This is a genomic window from Porphyrobacter sp. SLTP (assembly GCF_009905735.1).
Taxonomy (GTDB): Bacteria; Pseudomonadota; Alphaproteobacteria; order Sphingomonadales; family Sphingomonadaceae; genus Erythrobacter.
The window spans coordinates 122402-138334 of the sequence record NZ_JAAALE010000004.1; the positions used below are offsets into that span (position 1 = coordinate 122402).

Consider the following 15933-nt stretch of genomic DNA (forward strand, 5'->3'; position numbering starts at 1 on the left):
TGCGCACGCTCCGCCAATCGGCATAGTGCGGCCCCAATGACCGAAATCTATTTGATCCGCCACGGGGAAACGGAATGGAATGTTCAGGGCCGTTTCCAGGGAAAGCTGGATTCAGCCCTGACTGCGACTGGCGTCAGGCAAGCCGAGGCGATCGGCAGACGCCTCGCCGGGTTGGAGCTCTCAATCGATGCGTTCGTCTCCAGTCCGCTGGGAAGAACGCGCCAGACCGCAGCCATCATTGCTGAAAGCGCGAATCTGCCTGCCGCTGAGTGTGATGATCGTCTTGCCGAGGTGTCCTTGGGTTCATGGGATGGTTTGACTGACATCGATATCGACGCACAATGGCCGGGGTTGCTGGATGGCGCGACACCCTTCGACTGGTTTTTCAGGTCACCTGACGGGGAGAGCTACGACGCTGCTTTCCTGAGAGCCGAAAGCTGGTTGCGCGAACGACAGGGTGTGATGATCGCCGTATCTCACGGGCTGGTCAGCCGGATCATCAGAGGCGCATACAGCGGGATGCCCAGAGCAGAAGCATTGTGCTTGCCAGTGCCTCAGGACGTTATCTGGCGACTGTCCAACGGCCGGATTGAGCCAATATCCCTCGGCTGAACATCGGCGCATTTGGGCATGCCCTTCCCGAACGGGCCATATCCCATCAGCCTTTGCATTCGCCTGTGCGTTCGCTGGTCAGGCTCATTTCCATATTGGCCTTGCCGCCGGGCAGCTTGTCGTCGGTGATCTCGCCCGCCATGAGCATTGTCACCTTGTCGGCGGTGTACGTTCCGGTCATCGCCATTTTTGGCGCGCCGAAGCCGCCGCCGGTGCCTTTGCACACCATCGTGCCCGACATGGTGCCGCCGCCCTGCTTGAAATCTTCCATCGTGCAGTCGCCCTGCTGCATCGAGTTGGACATCGAGCGCACCCCGGCCTTGGCCTCGGCCTCGCTCATGCAAGCCTCAGTGGTCTGGCTCTGACCGAGCATGGTCTTGGCACGCTCTGCGACTTCGGGGGGCGCGCCGGGGATTTCGAACTTGCTCATGGCCATCGTGCTTTTCCAGTTGCCCGGATTGAGTTCTCCGTCGGCCTGCCCGCAGGCGGCGAGGAGCGCGATCAGGGGGAAGGTGGCAAGCAGCTGTTTCATAGAGATTTCCTTGGAAATGAGCGGGCTTCAGTCCAGACAGCCGCAGGGGATGTATCCGGGGGTGAAATTCACCGAAAGCCCGCCGGGCGCATAGGTGCCGCCGCCGGCATAGGCTTCGGTCACGGTGTGACGGTGTGCGGCGCAATACTTCGCGCCGCGCGACATGATCGTCACGTCCGTCGCGCGTTCGATGGGCACGCTGGTCAATTCATTGACGGTGATTTTCCATTCGCGCCCCACCGCGACCGCTTTGACCGGAGTGAGATCGGGCCAGTCCCAATAGCGCTTGGCTTCGCTCAGCGCGCGGGCCTCGGTTGCCGCGGTTCCCGCCCCGCCGCGCCCTGCGCCGCAGACGGCGGTGTTGCCCGCTTTGAAGATGCCGGGCGGAACGCGCAGTGTGAAACTGCCCTTGGCGACGACGTCCGCTTTCAGCTTGGTCTGAGCCTCGGTGTTTGTCTGGGGGATCACCTCCATCGTCACCGTGTGCGTCCCCGGGTTCAGCACACCCGCCATTGTGGCGCGCGAGAGCAGTTCGAGGAAGGCGTCGGTTCCGGGCGTCAGCTGTGCGTTGCCGGGATTGACGAATTGTCCGCGCCAGGTGGTCCAGGTCTCGTGATCCTTGCGATTGCCCCAAGGGAAGATGTCGGTGTCGAACGTCTGCCCGCCCACCGTAAAGCGGGCGATGTAGTGGACGCCGTCGGCATAGACCTCGCGCGCGCCCATGCTGTTGGCGGCGGCGATAGCGTTGACGGCGGACTTTTCGGTGAAGACGCGGAAGAACATCGGTTCGCCCAACGTAAAGTCAGTTGCGATGTCGCTTTCGGTGATTGCGCTGATGCCGAGATCGCGGCGGGTGAACACGATCTGGCTCTGATGGGCGGCGTGAACGGCATTGTGGACGCCCTGATCGGGAATGCTGCCACTGCTTTGCAAGGACGAGGCCGGTGCCGGGCCGACGGCGGGCTGCGGGAGCGGGCGGCGCGTGGGCCGTTCCCGCGTGGGGGCCGCGGGTTTGCCGATCACGTCACGCAACCGCTTGAACGGATCCTGCCCAGCAGCTTCCGTCCCAGCCAGCGCCGTGCATCCCAATGTTAAAGCGGCGATCCAGACTTTGCGCATGATGCCCTCCCCTTGCGGCTTTGACGCTCCCATGGTGCGGCGATGACGCCGTGCGGGCCATCCCCTCATCTGGCGGGGATGCGATTGAGGTCGGGCAAGGCGATAGTGCCACCGGAGAGTGGACAAGGCCCCGACCGCAAGGCACCACGAGCAACACCATGGCGCAAGGCACACAGCATCCCGCCCCCGAGGCACCGCCGCGCCCGGCCCGCGTCATCATCGTCGAGGATGACGAGCGGCTGCGGAGCTATGCCAAAGGGGCGCTGGCGGCGGCTCGGGATATCGCCGTTGTCGGCGATGCAGGCACGCTGGCCGATGGCCTGCCGCTGGTCGATCTGATGCCCGATCTGGCGCTGCTCGATCTGGGCCTGCCCGATGGCAACGGGATCACTGTGATTGAGGCGATCCGCACCAAGGTGCCGGCCTGCCGGGTGCTGGTCTTCACCGTGTTCGAGGACCGGGCAAGTGTGCTCGGCACGCTGAAGGCCGGGGCGGATGGCTATATCCTCAAGGATACGAGCGCCGACATGGTGCTCGCTCATGTCCGGGCGACGCTGGCGGGCGAGACCCCGATCAGCGCGCGCGCCGCGAGCCACTTGCTGAGCCTTGTGCGCGATGAGCCTGTCGCAGAAACTGCCGGGCCCGATGCACCGCACCTCTCCCCGCGTGAACGCGAACTGCTGGAATATCTCGCGCGCGGGTTAAGCCGCAAGGAAGCGGCGCGGGTGATGAACCTCTCGCCTTACACGGTCGCCGAATATGTGCAGGGCATCTACCGCAAGCTGCACGTCAGATCGCGCGGCGAGGCGGTGTTCGAGGCGATCCAGGCCAAATTGATCCGCATCGACCGCGAGTAAGCGCGGCCGGATCATCCCCTCCTCTGAGGGGATATGATCCTTCTCGTGATAGGTCGAAAGCAACATGGGAAATCAGCATCTTGAGAGGTGTGCCCATGTGCCGCATCCGCCACACATCGGACATTTGACGTGCGCCTTGCCGCCCTGTTTTTTGGTCCGATGCTGTTGGTCATGGCTGGCCCAGCCAGCGCCGGTGACAAGATGCCGGACTATCTGCGTGAGCTCGATCGTCCGGTGAATGCGGGTGACTGGACGTTGCAGTGCAACGCCTCGCTGGTCTGCCAGATCATCGGCGTGGTCACCCCGCCGCGTAATCATGTGGGCGTGCGCACGGTGGTGATGATCGACCGCGGGGTTGCCCGCGATGCGCGACCGCGCCTGCGCATGGCGTTCCTCGATTCGACCGGCGCCCTCGCCGTGCCGCCGCCGGAGGATCACTGGCGGTTGATCCCGCGCGGACGGCTGCGGCGCGAAGTGGCCTTGCCGCTCGGCTTCGGTGAGCGCGAAGCCGACGGCGCCTACCGCGCCTCGCCCGAGGCTGCTGCCGCCATCATTGCCGCGCTGCGCCGTTGGCCGGGGGCTGCGGTGCACAACGGGGAGAGGGTGATCGCCCGGATCCCGCGTGGCAATCTGGACCGGCTGATGCGGCGGATGGACCGTCTGCAACACCCTGCCCGCCCGCGCCTGACCGATGCCGAGCGTACGGAGTGGCTCAAGGAATATCACTACACCGTGCTACGCGCCAAGACTGCCGAGCCGGGCGCGGTTCCCGACGCAGTCGAGCACGCCTGCGCCGACCGCGCGCTGCCCAACCGGCCTTTCGTTTATCGCATTGGCCCGCAGCACAGGCTGTGGATCGCCGAATGTCCCGAAGGCAATCACATCTTCATGCACCCCGATGGCGCCGATCCGATCCACTTCAAACTGCGCAATGCGGCAGGAGAAATCCGCCGCCATGATTATGCCGGGTTCGGCGGAGACTCGCTCCTGGCGGTGCAACTCCCGCGCAAGGGGCGGATCGATTGCGGCCATTGGGCCAAGTTCGGCTTTTCGGGACAGGCGTTCGAGATGATCCTCCACCGCCGCTATGACCGCTGCCGCCTGGTGCCTTACGATTTCTGGCCCAAGGTCTGGTATCCGACCAGTTGGCGCTATGCCGATGCACCCCCTCAGATGGAGGGAATGCGCCCCTCTCGGCCGAGGGAGTAAGTCCACCCTGATCACCGTCTGACAGGGGGACGTCATATGAATGCCATTGCCCGGCCGTGGATTGGCCTCGTCTTCAAATGCTGCGCGGCGCTCGCGCTGATTGTCGCCTTCGTGTTATTCATGCGGATGCAGGAGGATCAGTCCTTCATCGACCGCTACCGCGCCGAAGGCACGGTGTCGCGCGCAGTGATTATCGGGATGGAGCGGGATACGCTGACCACCACCACCCGCAAGGGCCGCTCGCGCAGCACCGACATTCAGGTGCTGACCGTGCGGTTCAACCCCAAGTCCGGCCTCAAATATGCCGACTATACCGGACAGGCCGACATTCCCTCGGCTCCGCCGCCGACAGGCAATCCGATGGCGGATTCGGAATTCAGCGACGTAATCTGGGTGTCCAACGCCGCTTTCGAAGCAACCAAGGTGGGGGACAGCTTTGTGGTGGTGGACACGCCTTACAGCGGCGACGGGCCTGAACTGTTTGATGACATCCGCGATTTCGATCCGTCCAGCTATTACCCCGGCATCGCCCTGTCGCTGATAGCGATGCTGGTATTTGCCGTGATTGGCTGGCGGATCAGCCGCGCCTCGGCCGTTCGAGGCGCGGCGGAGGTGTTCCCGCTCCCTGTACCGGGCGCAGGTGGATGAGCGGCGCGGACTACGCCCTACCGGTGCGCAACCGGGGCAAGCCGGGCGAGTTGACGCTGATGATCGGTCTGGCGCTGTTCCTGATCGCGCCTTTCGTGCTGGTGATCATCCACACCGAAGCCGACGAGCTCGCCCTGCTCAAAGCCAATGGCGTGGTCGCTGAAGGGGAGATCATTTCCCACGACAGACGCGAAAACGGCAGCACCAGCCGCAAGGGGCGGGACCGCTCGACCACCTCCTACCTCCTCGAAGTGCGCTTTGATGTCATGGCACGCACCTCCTATGCCGATTGGGCCAAAGGGGCGGAACTGGCCCGCTCGCGCTTTCCGGCGCTGTCGACAACGACCTTCGAGGTTTCTCAGCCCGAACTGGCGGCCAGCCCGGTCGGTTCGCGCCAGACGGTCACTTTCCTGCCGCGTGATCCGAGCACAATGAAGCTGGTCTCGACTGTCGAGGCACAGACCTCTGCGGTCTATTTCGTCCAGTATTATGCCGCGATGGCGGCGATGATGCTGGCTGGTGCATGGCTGATGCGGCGCGGCTGGCGGCAACGCATGGCGGGCCGTGGTTAGCGCTTTGGCCCGCGCTTCTGTCTGCGTCGTGCTTGCGCTGGCCGCGTTTGGTGGCAGCGCGCGCGCGGAGGATTCGCCGCCCGGCCAGTGGACAGCGCCCGAAGTAAACGAGTTCTCCGACTGGTCGGTGGCCTGCGACAACGCCCGGGACTGCACTGCGCTGAGCGTATCGCGCGAATATGTCGCACGCGTAACCGCCCATGATCCCGGCGATTATGCGATGCCCAAGCTATGGGTGAAGCGTCGGGCAGGGCCGCGCGAGCCGGCGCGGGTGTTCGTCGACACCACGGTATGGGGTGAGGCGGGCGTAGGCCCCGGCCCTGCCACCCTGCATGTCTATTACGACTGCGACGGCGACTGCACCGGACGCGCCTATCGCCTGATCCCGATCGAGCGAGGGCGCTACGAACTCGCCCCCGCCGAGGTCGCCGCCTTCATGGCGGAAAGCGTCGCCAGCCGCCGCGCTGCAACCCGCTTTGCCGACGGGACCATGCACGGGATCATCTCGACCAGCGGGCTGACAGCCGCGATGCGCTACATCGACGAAAGACAGCAGCGCCGCGGCACGGTGACCGCGATCTTCGCCAAGGGGCCAAGGCCAGCGCGCACCGTTCCGCCCGAACCTTCGCGCCCCCGCCTTACCGTCGTACGCGGTGAGGAATCGGCGCTCGACATGCCGGTCGGAATCGCGGTCGGCGTGCTTGCGTCCCGCGCCCAATTGTGTCCCGTGGCAGATCTCGCCGCCCGTGATCCGCTATATGCCCGTTACCGGCTTGCGACCGGCCAGTTTCTGATCGCGGTCGGCTGTTCGGACAATCGTCACGCGCCGCGCCGTTTGTGGTTGATCGAGACGCCCGGACAGGGCTTTGCGCCCTTCCTGCTGCCGCGCCCCGAACAAGGCCGTCCGGCAGAAATGCCGATCTTGCCCAACAGCGATTTCGATCCGGACAGCGGCCTGCTCACCGCCTATTCTGACGGGAAATGCGGATGGCGGCGGCGTTGGGCGTGGACGGGCCGGGTGTTCGACATGGTCGACGCGGTTGAAATGCCGAGCTGTTACGGAATACCCTTGCATCAATGGCTCCAGACCTACCGGGCCATACCGGGTTAGAGCAAAACCGCATCGCAGGTGCCGGGGGGCAAGGACTGGCACAGGCGGGCGCAGGATATTCGGGGGGGGAATTGGCGGGTGGCAATCTGGCTGAACCGGGCAAAGGCGGGCTTCGCGCTGCTGGCGGTGCTCGCTGCGTTCTGGGGGGCGTTGTATCTGGGGGAGCGCGCGGTGCGCCCGGACGGCATGGCGCCGCCGCCGATGCTGGACTACGTGCCGGCCGATGCCGCAGGCGATCCCGTCCCCGGCGCAATGCACAAGCAGGCCGCCTTTCAACCCAACCCGATCTACCGCGCGCCGGTCGGCGAGGAAGGCCCGCGGGTCGTATTCCTCATCCCCTTCACCCCGCCGCCGGGGCAGGACGACCTGGCCTTCTTCATCGGCGCAACGCCGGGCCTGCAGGAGATCAAGCTCAACGGCACCGTGATCCAGCCCAACATCCCGCTCGACACGCTGCGCGGCGCGGCCGATGGGACCGCGCACTATTACCCGATCCCGACGGCTCTGCTGCGTGCGGGCGAGAACCGCGTCACGGTTCTGATCGAGACCCAGAGCAGCATCCACGCGCTAGCCCCGTTCCACATCGGCCCAGCGGTCGAAGCGGCGCGTGCGGCAGGTGCGGTTGACATCATCACCAGAATTACCCCCACCATCGCCATTTCGGTGCTGGTCTTCGCGACCCTGCTTTGCCTCGTCACGAATTGGCCCGCCGAAGACCGCGCACGCATCCGCAGCCTGATGGGGCTGATGGGGGTATGGGCCGCGCGCACCTATTTCATCAGCTTTCAGACGCCGTTCGAGGTGCCCTTCCTGATCACCGCCTTCCTTTACTACCTGCTCGGCTTTTCAGTGGTGATCGCCTTCGCGCGCCATCTGCTGGCGGGCGAAACGGGGACGGAGCGCTGGCAGCACTGGCTCGGCTGGCTGTGGGCGGCGTTGCTGCTCTATCTGACGGTCGTGACGGCGGCGGGCTTTATGGTGGGGCCGGCCATCATGCCGTGGTTCGAATATCTGGCGATGGGCAATGCCGGGATGCTCCTGGTGCTCGCGCTCGGCGGGCTGGCGGTGCTCGCCTGGGGCGTCGCCGTGCGACGCGACGGGCGCTGGCTGGAGCGGATCGCGCTGATGTTCTGCCTTCTCGCCCTGTCGGTCGATGCGGCCGACACCGTGTTCGACCTTGCCCTGCCCTTCGCCGAGAAACTTGCGCTGACTTTCTATGCCGCCGCGCCCGCAGGGCTGCTGCTTGGCCTCGGGGTGGTCGCATCAATTGCGCGCGAAGCGAGTGAGGCGCGGCGCACCGTGGTGCGCTCCAATGAAATCCTCGCCGCCCAGCTGACCGAACAAACCGCCAAGCTCGAACGCAGCTATGATGCGCAAAAGCAGATGCTCCAGCGCGAGGTCATGTTGGTCGAGCGCCAGCGCATCGTGCGCGACATGCATGATGGGATCGGGGGGCAGCTGCTGGGGCTGATGATGCAGGTGAGGAGCGGCGGGGCCAGCCCGGTCGAGGTCGAGCAGGGCTTGCAGGCGAGTATTGCCGACTTGCGGCTGATCGTCGATTCGATGGATTCCGCGGAAGATGGCCTCGCGAAAACCCTGCGATCTTTCGAGCATCGGGTGCGCCCCCAGATCGAAGCAGCCGGCATCGCGCTCGATTTCGTGTCGGAGGTGGACGAGGCGATCGATCTCGGTCCGCGCCCGACCTTGCAGGTGCTGCGGATCTTGCAGGAAGCGGTGACCAATGCGCTGCGCCATTCAGGCGCGCGGCGGATCGCGGTCAGAGGCAGCGCATCAGCGCTGGGGCCGATCCGGATCGTCATCGAGGACGACGGCAACGGCCTTCCCGAAGGCTATCGTCGGGGCCGCGGGCTCACCAGCATGGAGACCCGCGCCCGCAACCTTGGGGGTGTGTTGGCCATCGACAGCGGGCCGGATGGCACACGCCTGACGCTAGAAGTGCCTGTGGTCGATACCGACGCGGCAGACTGACTTGGCCGAACCCCGTGGCTGGACGTGATTGCTCCGGCAATCCTGAGCCCCGCCGCGTTTCGGGGGGACTGCAGGCCATATCGACAAGTCGTCAGGTCTGCGGAGCCCGTCGTCAGACTGGCAACTGCACAAATAGCGCGACGATGCAGCAGGCCCGCTGACTGCGTAACCGTTTGGTTGATTAAGTTGAGGGCACTCAGCGCCTTAACGGGAAGGTTGGCGTCGATCTGATCTTGTTCGATCAGCTGGCGTTTATCTTCCGTCTCGCACTCCCCAAACAAAAAAAGCCGCAGACCCTAGGGCCAGCGGCGGATGTATGTTTAGAGTGGTTGCGGGAGTTGGATTTGAACCAACGACCTTCAGGTTATGAGCCTGACAGAACGCTCTTCCGGAAGCTATTGATTGTTCGGGCAAACTTGGACTAAACCGTTGATCTACAGGCACTTCGATAGTGCCAATTGCAGCAGCAGGAGGACACTGAATGCCAACTACATCTCGTTCGAGCACGGACACAGTGCGGACACGAGCGATCCGTGAGAGGCTGTCGGATAGGCTGGTACGCGAAATAGTTGCCCCTGATGTTGGGAACAGGGTTCTCTACGACGCCGACCTTCGCGGCTTCGGTGTGCGGATCACAGCCAGCGGAGCACGTGCATTCGTCCTCAACTATCGGGCCAAGGGACGTGAGCGGCGGATTACTATCGGTCAGTATCCTACGTGGACAGTGCTTGCTGCCCGCAAGCAAGCCGAACAACTGCGTCGCCAGATTGATCTCGGACAGGATCCCCTCGACGAGCGTATCGCAGAGCGGTCCGCACCAACCGTTCGTGAGCTATTCGACCGCTATGCTTCTGAACACCTGCCGACCAAGGCTCCACGCTCTGCGGCAGATGATCGCTCTATGTGGCAAAAGGATATCCTTCCGGTTCTCGGCCCCAAAAAGGTTGCCGAGATTAGTCCACGCGATTGTGACGAGTTGCACCGAGCCATTTCAACGACCCGTCCTACGCGCGCCAACCGCGTTATTGAGGTACTCCGCAAGGCGCTGAACCTCGCAATCCGCTGGGGCTGGATCGAGCGTAACCCCGCGTCGGGAGCTCGGCGCAATCCCGAGCCGAAGCGAACTCGGTACTTGTCCAAAGTCGAGGTTGTTCGCTTGATGGCAGCGCTTGAAGAACATCCGGAGCGATCCTCGGCCGATGCGCTGCTTTTTATGATGCTAACTGGCTGTCGGCGAGGTGAAGCGCTGAACGCGACTTGGGGGCAATTCGACCTTGAGCGGCGTGTCTGGACGAAAGCCAGCGCGGAAACAAAGCAGCGCCGTGAACACCGGGTTCCCTATTCCCAAGCAGTCGCGGACATTCTCGACAGGAGGCGCGCCGAGACTGTAGGGACCTCCATATTTCCCGGAAGTCTCGGCGCGCCGTTGTGCGATGTGCGACGGACATGGAAAGCTGCCTGCGAAAAGGCTGGTCTTAGTGGAGTTCGCATCCACGACCTACGGCACACCTTTGCCAGCCTGTTGGCATCCTCCGGGCAATCTCTCCTCGTGGTGGGCGAGCTCCTTGGCCATTCAACGCCTCAGACGACAAAGCGGTACGCCAATTTGTACGATGACTCGCTGCGTGCAGCCGCTGAGAGCGTGTCGATTGCCCTTCGATGAGCAGACTCAAAGGCGCGAGGTGCCAAACGTAGCCATAGGAAGACATTTTAGGCCAACTTGCACAATCTGCTTGAACTTCTGGTTTTACGGAGCATTCTGCTTCTGCGGGATGCCCATCCCTAGAGAATTTCGAGAGCCAAAAGAGGGATGCGGTAGGGATAGGTCATACCATTAGGCACGTTTCCGTGATGCCCCGAAGAGATTGGGCACGGCGTTGAGATCTTAGACCACCCAAAGCAAGTCGGTCCATAGAGGCACCACCACGAAAGAGTTGAGGGCAACAGTCCCGCACCCTTCTCACATATGGGTGCCCTCTAAAGCTGTACGCAGCCAAGGCACCTTTAGCTTTGGAGCCCTCTCGATGGACAATCGTCCGAATTTCGATGAATATCTGACACCTGCTGAAGCTGCAAAGCTACTCAGGCGGAGCCCTCGTACTCTTGCGCGGAAGCGTGCGGAAGGCACTGGTCCCGCTTACCATCAAGAGGCCGGGAGAGTGCTCTACCCTCGCAGCGGCCTGTATTGCTGGCTGGCTCAGCACATCAAAACTCCCCCAAGGAACGGATCTTGAGCGGTCGCACTCCCCAGCAAGCCGAAGGTCCTGCTCGAGGTTCTATGCACGAGGCAGAAACTCGCAGCGAGTGCATCGAGCGAGGAGTTTCTGCATCAAAGGTCGGCGCTAGGCTCCCCTACTCTAATAGGGGGGTCTACCCTAATAGGGGGGTCTACCCTTCAAATGAGAATGCCGGAAGTGTTGCCGCTGAATCGAAATTTGATGCGTACTGTGCTTCGGTTTATGATGAGCCCCGCTGGCTAATCGACCAACTGCTGCATGAGTTGACTGACGCGGGCGAGAAGCCAACTTGCGAAAGCGGTCCTCCTGTTCGCTTCTATGAGGAAAATGCGGTTCTGCTGGATGAGTTCGGCAAGCGCCTTTGCTCAGTTCGCTGGGGAGGCGCTAACGGCACTCCTTTCGTAGAGTGCAAAGGTGCGGTCTCGCCTCTTATTTCGTCGCTGCTCCGTCGTGAATTCGACCATCGCCCCGCCCGACTAGATGTGGCGATTGACCGCTCTGCGCCGAAGCTGTTCCAACGCCACGTCCGAATTACGCGCAAGCTAGCTAGAACTTATGGTTTGAAATGGGAGCCAAAAGGCGACTGGATCACCCCAGATGCGGGGCGCACCATCGTGCTTGGTTCTCGGTCATCCCAAGTAGTCCTCCGCGTGTACGAGAAGGGTCTTGAGCTCGCGGCAAAGCAAGGACTCGAACTGACGGAGGAGCTACGCTGCCTTGTTCGCGCAGAAGTTGAATTCAAACCGCAAAATCGCACAGCGAGAAAGCAAGCAATCACGATCAGGCCCGATGAACTCTGGGGAGTGACAGAGTGGCTCGTCGAGTTCTCGAGCAAGGCATTCGAGATCCAAGCCAAGAAGATCAAGGTCACAGAGCGCAGAGAGGCGGATTATCAAAGGGCCCTTCGATTCATGGCGCAGCAGTATCGAGCTCACCTTTTGCGCTTGCTGGACGATGTCGGTGGCGATGCGGAGGCATTTGGTGACTGCATTTTGGAACGCGCTGGCCTGCCTCTGAAAACATAGTGCGCACAGTAAGAAACCAACATACCAATGCGCCCTCGATATTGCGTTTTGTTGAAGGAAGAACGTCCGATTTCAGGCGCGCGGCGTGCTGCCGGGAATGACTGGAAGTGGGTGGATAGGCGAATGGTGGCTCTTGCGGATTTCTCTGCTTGTTGCACTTCTGATCTGATTACCCACGGATTTGGTATGGTGGACGTGCAAACGGCTATGAGTGCACGAAGCTCCCACTCGCTTTCCCGCAAGCGCAAAGTGACATATTCTCTTGCCGATGACAGTTGACGCATCTGACCCTGCTGCCCGCCTCCAGCATTTTGCAACGAGGCTGCTTCGGATCGCCCGAACCACACATAAGGGTCATGCACTCACCAGCTCGCAATACTCATTGATGGCGCTGCTCTACGAGCATCCGGATACCAGCATAGTTGAATTGGCAAAGCGCGAGGGCGTGGCTCATCCGACCATCAGCAGGATTGTCGCCGGGCTGGCGCGATCCGGTCTTGTCGAGCGTAAGCCGCATTCCAGAGACAAACGGGTCAGTGTAGTGCGGCTTAGCACCGCTGGAGAACAGCTCTACATCGAGGTAGCCCAGCGCCGCGTGATGCTGTTCCGCTTGATTATCGCGCAGCTCAAACCTGAAACCGTCGACGAACTTCTCGCTGTTGCGGAGCGATTTGCAACCGGAGTTGAAAACGATCTTCGCAGCAGTTAGACGTTATCCGTAGCTATGGTACGGATATCGATTGGCCCATGACTGAACGTTCGAGGTGGAAGCCGGTAGGCAAATCTGTCGCTGCCTTGGCGGGTGGAGCGCTTGCAGCTGCACTGGCCTATGGCCTTTCGGGTTATGTCGACGCGCGCTCCGATTCCGCCGAACTGGGTGAGAGAGCAAACATGCTAATTGCCAATGGCAGGGGCGGTGCAGGCTTGGGGCCAGGGCGAATTGAACAACTTCTCATGGTCGAGGACCCAGCCTTTGAGGGGCATTCGGGTGTCGATTTCTCAAGCGCAGGTGCAGGGCTGACTACGCTCAGCCAGTCGGTCGCGAAACGAGCGGGATTTGACCGCTTCGAACCGGGCTTCATGAAGATCCGCTTGATCGGCTATGCTATCGGCCTTGAGCACAGCCTGACCAAGGCGCAGATCATCGCACTCTGGCTGGATTGGGTCGGGATGGGCCGTGGACCCGACGGTTGGATGATCGGTTTCTACACCGCGAGCGAACGGATATATGGCAAGCCTCCATCGGAGCTTACGGACAGAGAGTTCTTTTCCTTAGTCGCAGTGCCAATTGCTCCGAGAAAGTTTAATCTGCAACGGCGAAATCAAGCGCTTGCGGAACGCACAGTGCGGATTGAACGCCTCGTGCAAGGTCGCTGCCGCCCAACGGGACTGAACGATGTCTGGCTGGCAGGTTGCGCGCTTCAATGAGAGGAGCAACGGCCCGGTGGAACTGCGGCGCGGCGCATTCCCCTGTTGCTTTGCTATGGTCGGTCAGCATCTTGCTGGCTTGGCTGACAACAGCACTGCTGCTCGATCAACCCGTCTGGCATCCGCAGCATTCAAGAGACCTCATACAGTTTGGAGCGGAAAGAGGCGCCTACTTTGAGGTCATTGATTCCTGGAAGCTCATTGCTTCTCAGTGGTTGCATGTGAAGCCGGCGCACATGCTGTTCAACGTCTTGGTCATTGCCGTCGTTGGCAGCGCGGTCGAGCAAGCCTTTGGTTGGCGGATGATGCTTTGCGTGGGAATTGGTGGTGGCGCACTCGCGCAGCTTGCAACACTAATTTTACAACCCCAGACCTACATTTCCGGGGCTTCGCAGGCGTATCTCGCCCTCTGTGGCTTTGCGATGCTGCTGGTCGGGCGGATGTCGGTAGCATGGTGGGTGGCTGTGGCCGGAATTGCTGCGTCAATCATACTCGATGTGTTCGTCAGCGCACATGGCGGTGTAAAAGTAGGTCACGTCGTCGCCCTTGCGACAGGCTTCTTTGCCGGGGCCTGCACGTTCATTGGTAAAATGCAAAATTCGGTTGTTGAACGGTGATTTGCCCGGCTGTGGTTGTGGCACAGGTCGCCCATGTCCACCTTCCTCAAAAATGAGGTCGGCTGCATGGCCAATAGCCATTGAAAGACAGAATTGGGGTCGTTTGCTGAAAGGCAACTTTCGGCACAAGCGAGGCCATAGCTGCCCGGCTGGTTTCAGGTTCATGCGTATTCGCGGCTGATGACTGCTAGTGGGTGGATTTCTGAATGGCGGATCTTGCCGCCACGGGAGGGGCCTGTCGGCCGCCGGCTGGGGCTCGACAATTCCGGTTTCAATCCATCGGACTAATGGCTCTCCTCGCGGCCAAAGGCTGAAGCCAGAGTACGGGCGAGCCCGTTCATCACGGTCTCGTAATAGGCTCCGCGGAAATGCTGGTCGTGGCGCTCGACCGCAGCCTCGATTTGCGCGCGCGGATACATTCGTCCGCCGACCATCACGAACTGCCAGCTTCGCACTGTTGCCAGATCGCGACGCGCGCCCTTGGGCAGGATCAGCAGATCGGCAAAGTTACCAACCGCGATCCGGCCAACCTTGCCCCGATCGACATGGCGGCCATTGACCCCGGTCGCAGCGGCAAGCGCAGCTTCGTCGCCGCCGAATGCCTCGGACAGCATCGCCAGTTGGAGATGCAGGGACTCGCCCGGCACGACATAGGGCATGACGACATCCGTTCCCGCCAGCACATCAATACCTGCCAACTGGGCCTTGCCGACAAAGGCGATTTCTGCCGCAATGCCATCAAGGTCGGCTGCGACGGCTTCGGCGGTTTCCGGGTGCGCGACGATCATCGGCCAGGCCTGCTCCCAGAACGCCGGGAGATGCCGGAGGCCCTCGGTCGGAGGGAACCGCTGCCGGTCTGATGCAGTCAACCGGGCTTTCTGGTTCGCCTGTGTCGGCAGAATCGAAATGCGGTTGGCCTTCATCAGCGCGATGACTTCGGCAATGTCGCTTCCGGTCATCGCGGACACATCCTGACTGCGATAATCGGCATTCTCGGGGGGTGGTTTGTGGAGATAGGGAATGCCGTTGAAGTGCTGGACCTCGAAGTCGGACACATCACGCAGGTTCACAGCATGCGGCGTGTGGCCGAGCAGCGGCAAGCCCTGCCGCTTCGCTTCGGCAGCAGCCGCGACAAATGCGGCTTTGGGTAACCCCGTGTAGGTCTTGATGCAGCTGGCGCCGCCTGCCTTGAGGGTTTTCACAGCACTGATCGCTTGCGGTCCGTCAACGATCCGCAAGGCGCTTGGCCAGCTTGGCCGCTCGCCATCGAGCACCGGTCCGCAGTGATACATCCGTGGGCCCGCAATGCGCCCGGCCAAAATGTCGGCTTGCAGATCGGCGATGCTGTCATCGGTCTGGCCAAGGTCACGAACGCTCGTCACGCCATATTTGAGGTAGAGCAGCGAAAACAGTCGCTGGTTGCCGATCGCAAGCTTTGGCGGTGTGTGGACATGGGCGTCGATCAGGCCGGGCATGGCGATACAGCCCGGGCAGATCGGCGGATCATCGTCTGGTCGACTTGGTCTGATTTCGGTGATGAGGCCGTCTTTGACGATGATAGTCTGATCGGGCTGCAAGGGCTCGCCGGGATTCCAGATCGTGACCATCGCAATCATCTGGTTGGAACGAGGCGGCACCGGAACATCGGGCGGCAACAGCATCCAAACGCCCAGCAGTAAGGCAAGGGTGAGCGCCCCAAGGATGCCCAGCGACCAGAAGCCAATCCGTCGAACCATGTAACTCCGCTGCGGGAAACGGCGATTTCTTGCCGGCTCTGAAAGGTTTATCGCAGCACCAACGACTTAAGCGCAAGAGCTATCGCTATGGCCGCTTCGGGGTCGATTGCTGAATGTCTGCATTTCGGGGAACGAGCGCAGTAGCTGCCAAGCAAGCCGCCTAACGCCAAGGTCGTATCCCAATGTGCGGAAAATGGGTGTTCAACTAAGGCGATCTTTCAAGCTGCGCCAGATCCAGTCG

16 protein-coding genes are annotated in these 15933 nt (G+C 61.8%); 13 read left to right on the plus strand and 3 right to left on the minus strand.

All coding sequences use genetic code 11. The features are described from left to right. Positions 1-36 precede the first annotated feature (36 nt). A complete protein-coding gene (locus tag GVM20_RS04810; RefSeq protein ID WP_166546161.1) occupies positions 37-612 on the plus strand; it encodes a histidine phosphatase family protein in 576 nt (191 codons plus the stop codon). A gap of 46 nt (positions 613-658) precedes the next feature. Here the strand turns inward: GVM20_RS04810 and GVM20_RS04815 are convergent, their stop codons facing one another. Both GVM20_RS04815 and GVM20_RS04820 read right to left on the minus strand, forming a co-directional pair. Then, complete coding sequence (locus GVM20_RS04815) at positions 659-1144, minus strand: DUF3617 domain-containing protein (RefSeq protein WP_166546162.1); 486 nt, start codon at positions 1142-1144, stop codon at positions 659-661. 27 nt (positions 1145-1171) lie between these two features. Next, positions 1172-2263, minus strand: a complete 1092-nt coding sequence (locus GVM20_RS04820; protein WP_166546163.1) for a hypothetical protein — start codon at positions 2261-2263, stop codon at positions 1172-1174. 158 nt (positions 2264-2421) lie between these two features. Between GVM20_RS04820 and GVM20_RS04825 the strand changes: the two genes are divergently transcribed. The 12 genes from GVM20_RS04825 to GVM20_RS04880 all read left to right on the plus strand — a co-directional run bounded on the left by GVM20_RS04825 (position 2422) and on the right by GVM20_RS04880 (position 13956). Continuing rightward, entirely contained in the window at positions 2422-3120 is a 699-nt protein-coding gene (locus tag GVM20_RS04825) for a response regulator (protein WP_166546164.1), read from the plus strand. 171 nt (positions 3121-3291) lie between these two features. After that, positions 3292-4329: a hypothetical protein gene (locus tag GVM20_RS04830; RefSeq protein WP_166546165.1), complete on the plus strand. Its 1038-nt coding sequence runs from the start codon at positions 3292-3294 to the stop codon at positions 4327-4329. Between the two features lie 36 nt (positions 4330-4365). Beyond that, the gene (locus tag GVM20_RS04835; RefSeq protein ID WP_166546166.1) at positions 4366-4977 is read left to right on the plus strand and encodes a hypothetical protein; all 612 of its coding nucleotides are present in this window, start codon (positions 4366-4368) and stop codon (positions 4975-4977) included. Then, positions 4974-5549, plus strand: coding sequence for a DUF3592 domain-containing protein (locus tag GVM20_RS04840; RefSeq protein ID WP_166546167.1), 576 nt, complete (start codon positions 4974-4976; stop codon positions 5547-5549). Before GVM20_RS04835 ends, GVM20_RS04840 begins: the two co-directional genes overlap by 4 nt. Before the next feature lie 4 nt (positions 5550-5553). Next, positions 5554-6660 carry a DUF1176 domain-containing protein gene (locus GVM20_RS04845; RefSeq protein ID WP_166546168.1) on the plus strand — a complete coding sequence of 369 codons (1107 nt, stop codon included), beginning with the start codon at positions 5554-5556 and terminating at the stop codon, positions 6658-6660. A gap of 78 nt (positions 6661-6738) precedes the next feature. Then, positions 6739-8649 carry a sensor histidine kinase gene (locus tag GVM20_RS16515; protein WP_166546169.1) on the plus strand — a complete coding sequence of 637 codons (1911 nt, stop codon included), beginning with the start codon at positions 6739-6741 and terminating at the stop codon, positions 8647-8649. Between the two features lie 481 nt (positions 8650-9130). Next, positions 9131-10312: a tyrosine-type recombinase/integrase gene (locus GVM20_RS04855; protein WP_166546170.1), complete on the plus strand. Its 1182-nt coding sequence runs from the start codon at positions 9131-9133 to the stop codon at positions 10310-10312. 361 nt (positions 10313-10673) lie between these two features. Next, positions 10674-10883 (plus strand): helix-turn-helix domain-containing protein, encoded by a 210-nt coding sequence (locus GVM20_RS16520; protein WP_166546171.1) that lies wholly within the window; start codon positions 10674-10676, stop codon positions 10881-10883. Between the two features lie 266 nt (positions 10884-11149). Continuing rightward, on the plus strand, positions 11150-11911 hold the full coding sequence (locus GVM20_RS04865; RefSeq protein WP_166546172.1) for a replication initiation factor domain-containing protein: 762 nt from the start codon (positions 11150-11152) through the stop codon (positions 11909-11911). Between the two features lie 268 nt (positions 11912-12179). Beyond that, positions 12180-12620, plus strand: a complete 441-nt coding sequence (locus tag GVM20_RS04870; RefSeq protein ID WP_286165995.1) for a MarR family winged helix-turn-helix transcriptional regulator — start codon at positions 12180-12182, stop codon at positions 12618-12620. Positions 12621-12658: 38 nt separating this feature from the next. Further along, positions 12659-13339, plus strand: coding sequence for a transglycosylase domain-containing protein (locus GVM20_RS04875; protein ID WP_166546174.1), 681 nt, complete (start codon positions 12659-12661; stop codon positions 13337-13339). 71 nt (positions 13340-13410) lie between these two features. Continuing rightward, positions 13411-13956, plus strand: a complete 546-nt coding sequence (locus GVM20_RS04880; protein WP_166546175.1) for a rhomboid family intramembrane serine protease — start codon at positions 13411-13413, stop codon at positions 13954-13956. Between the two features lie 284 nt (positions 13957-14240). On the opposite strand, the gene GVM20_RS04885 is transcribed toward GVM20_RS04880, so the two are convergent. Next, entirely contained in the window at positions 14241-15692 is a 1452-nt protein-coding gene (locus tag GVM20_RS04885; protein WP_166546176.1) for an amidohydrolase family protein, read from the minus strand. Positions 15693-15933 lie beyond the last annotated feature (241 nt).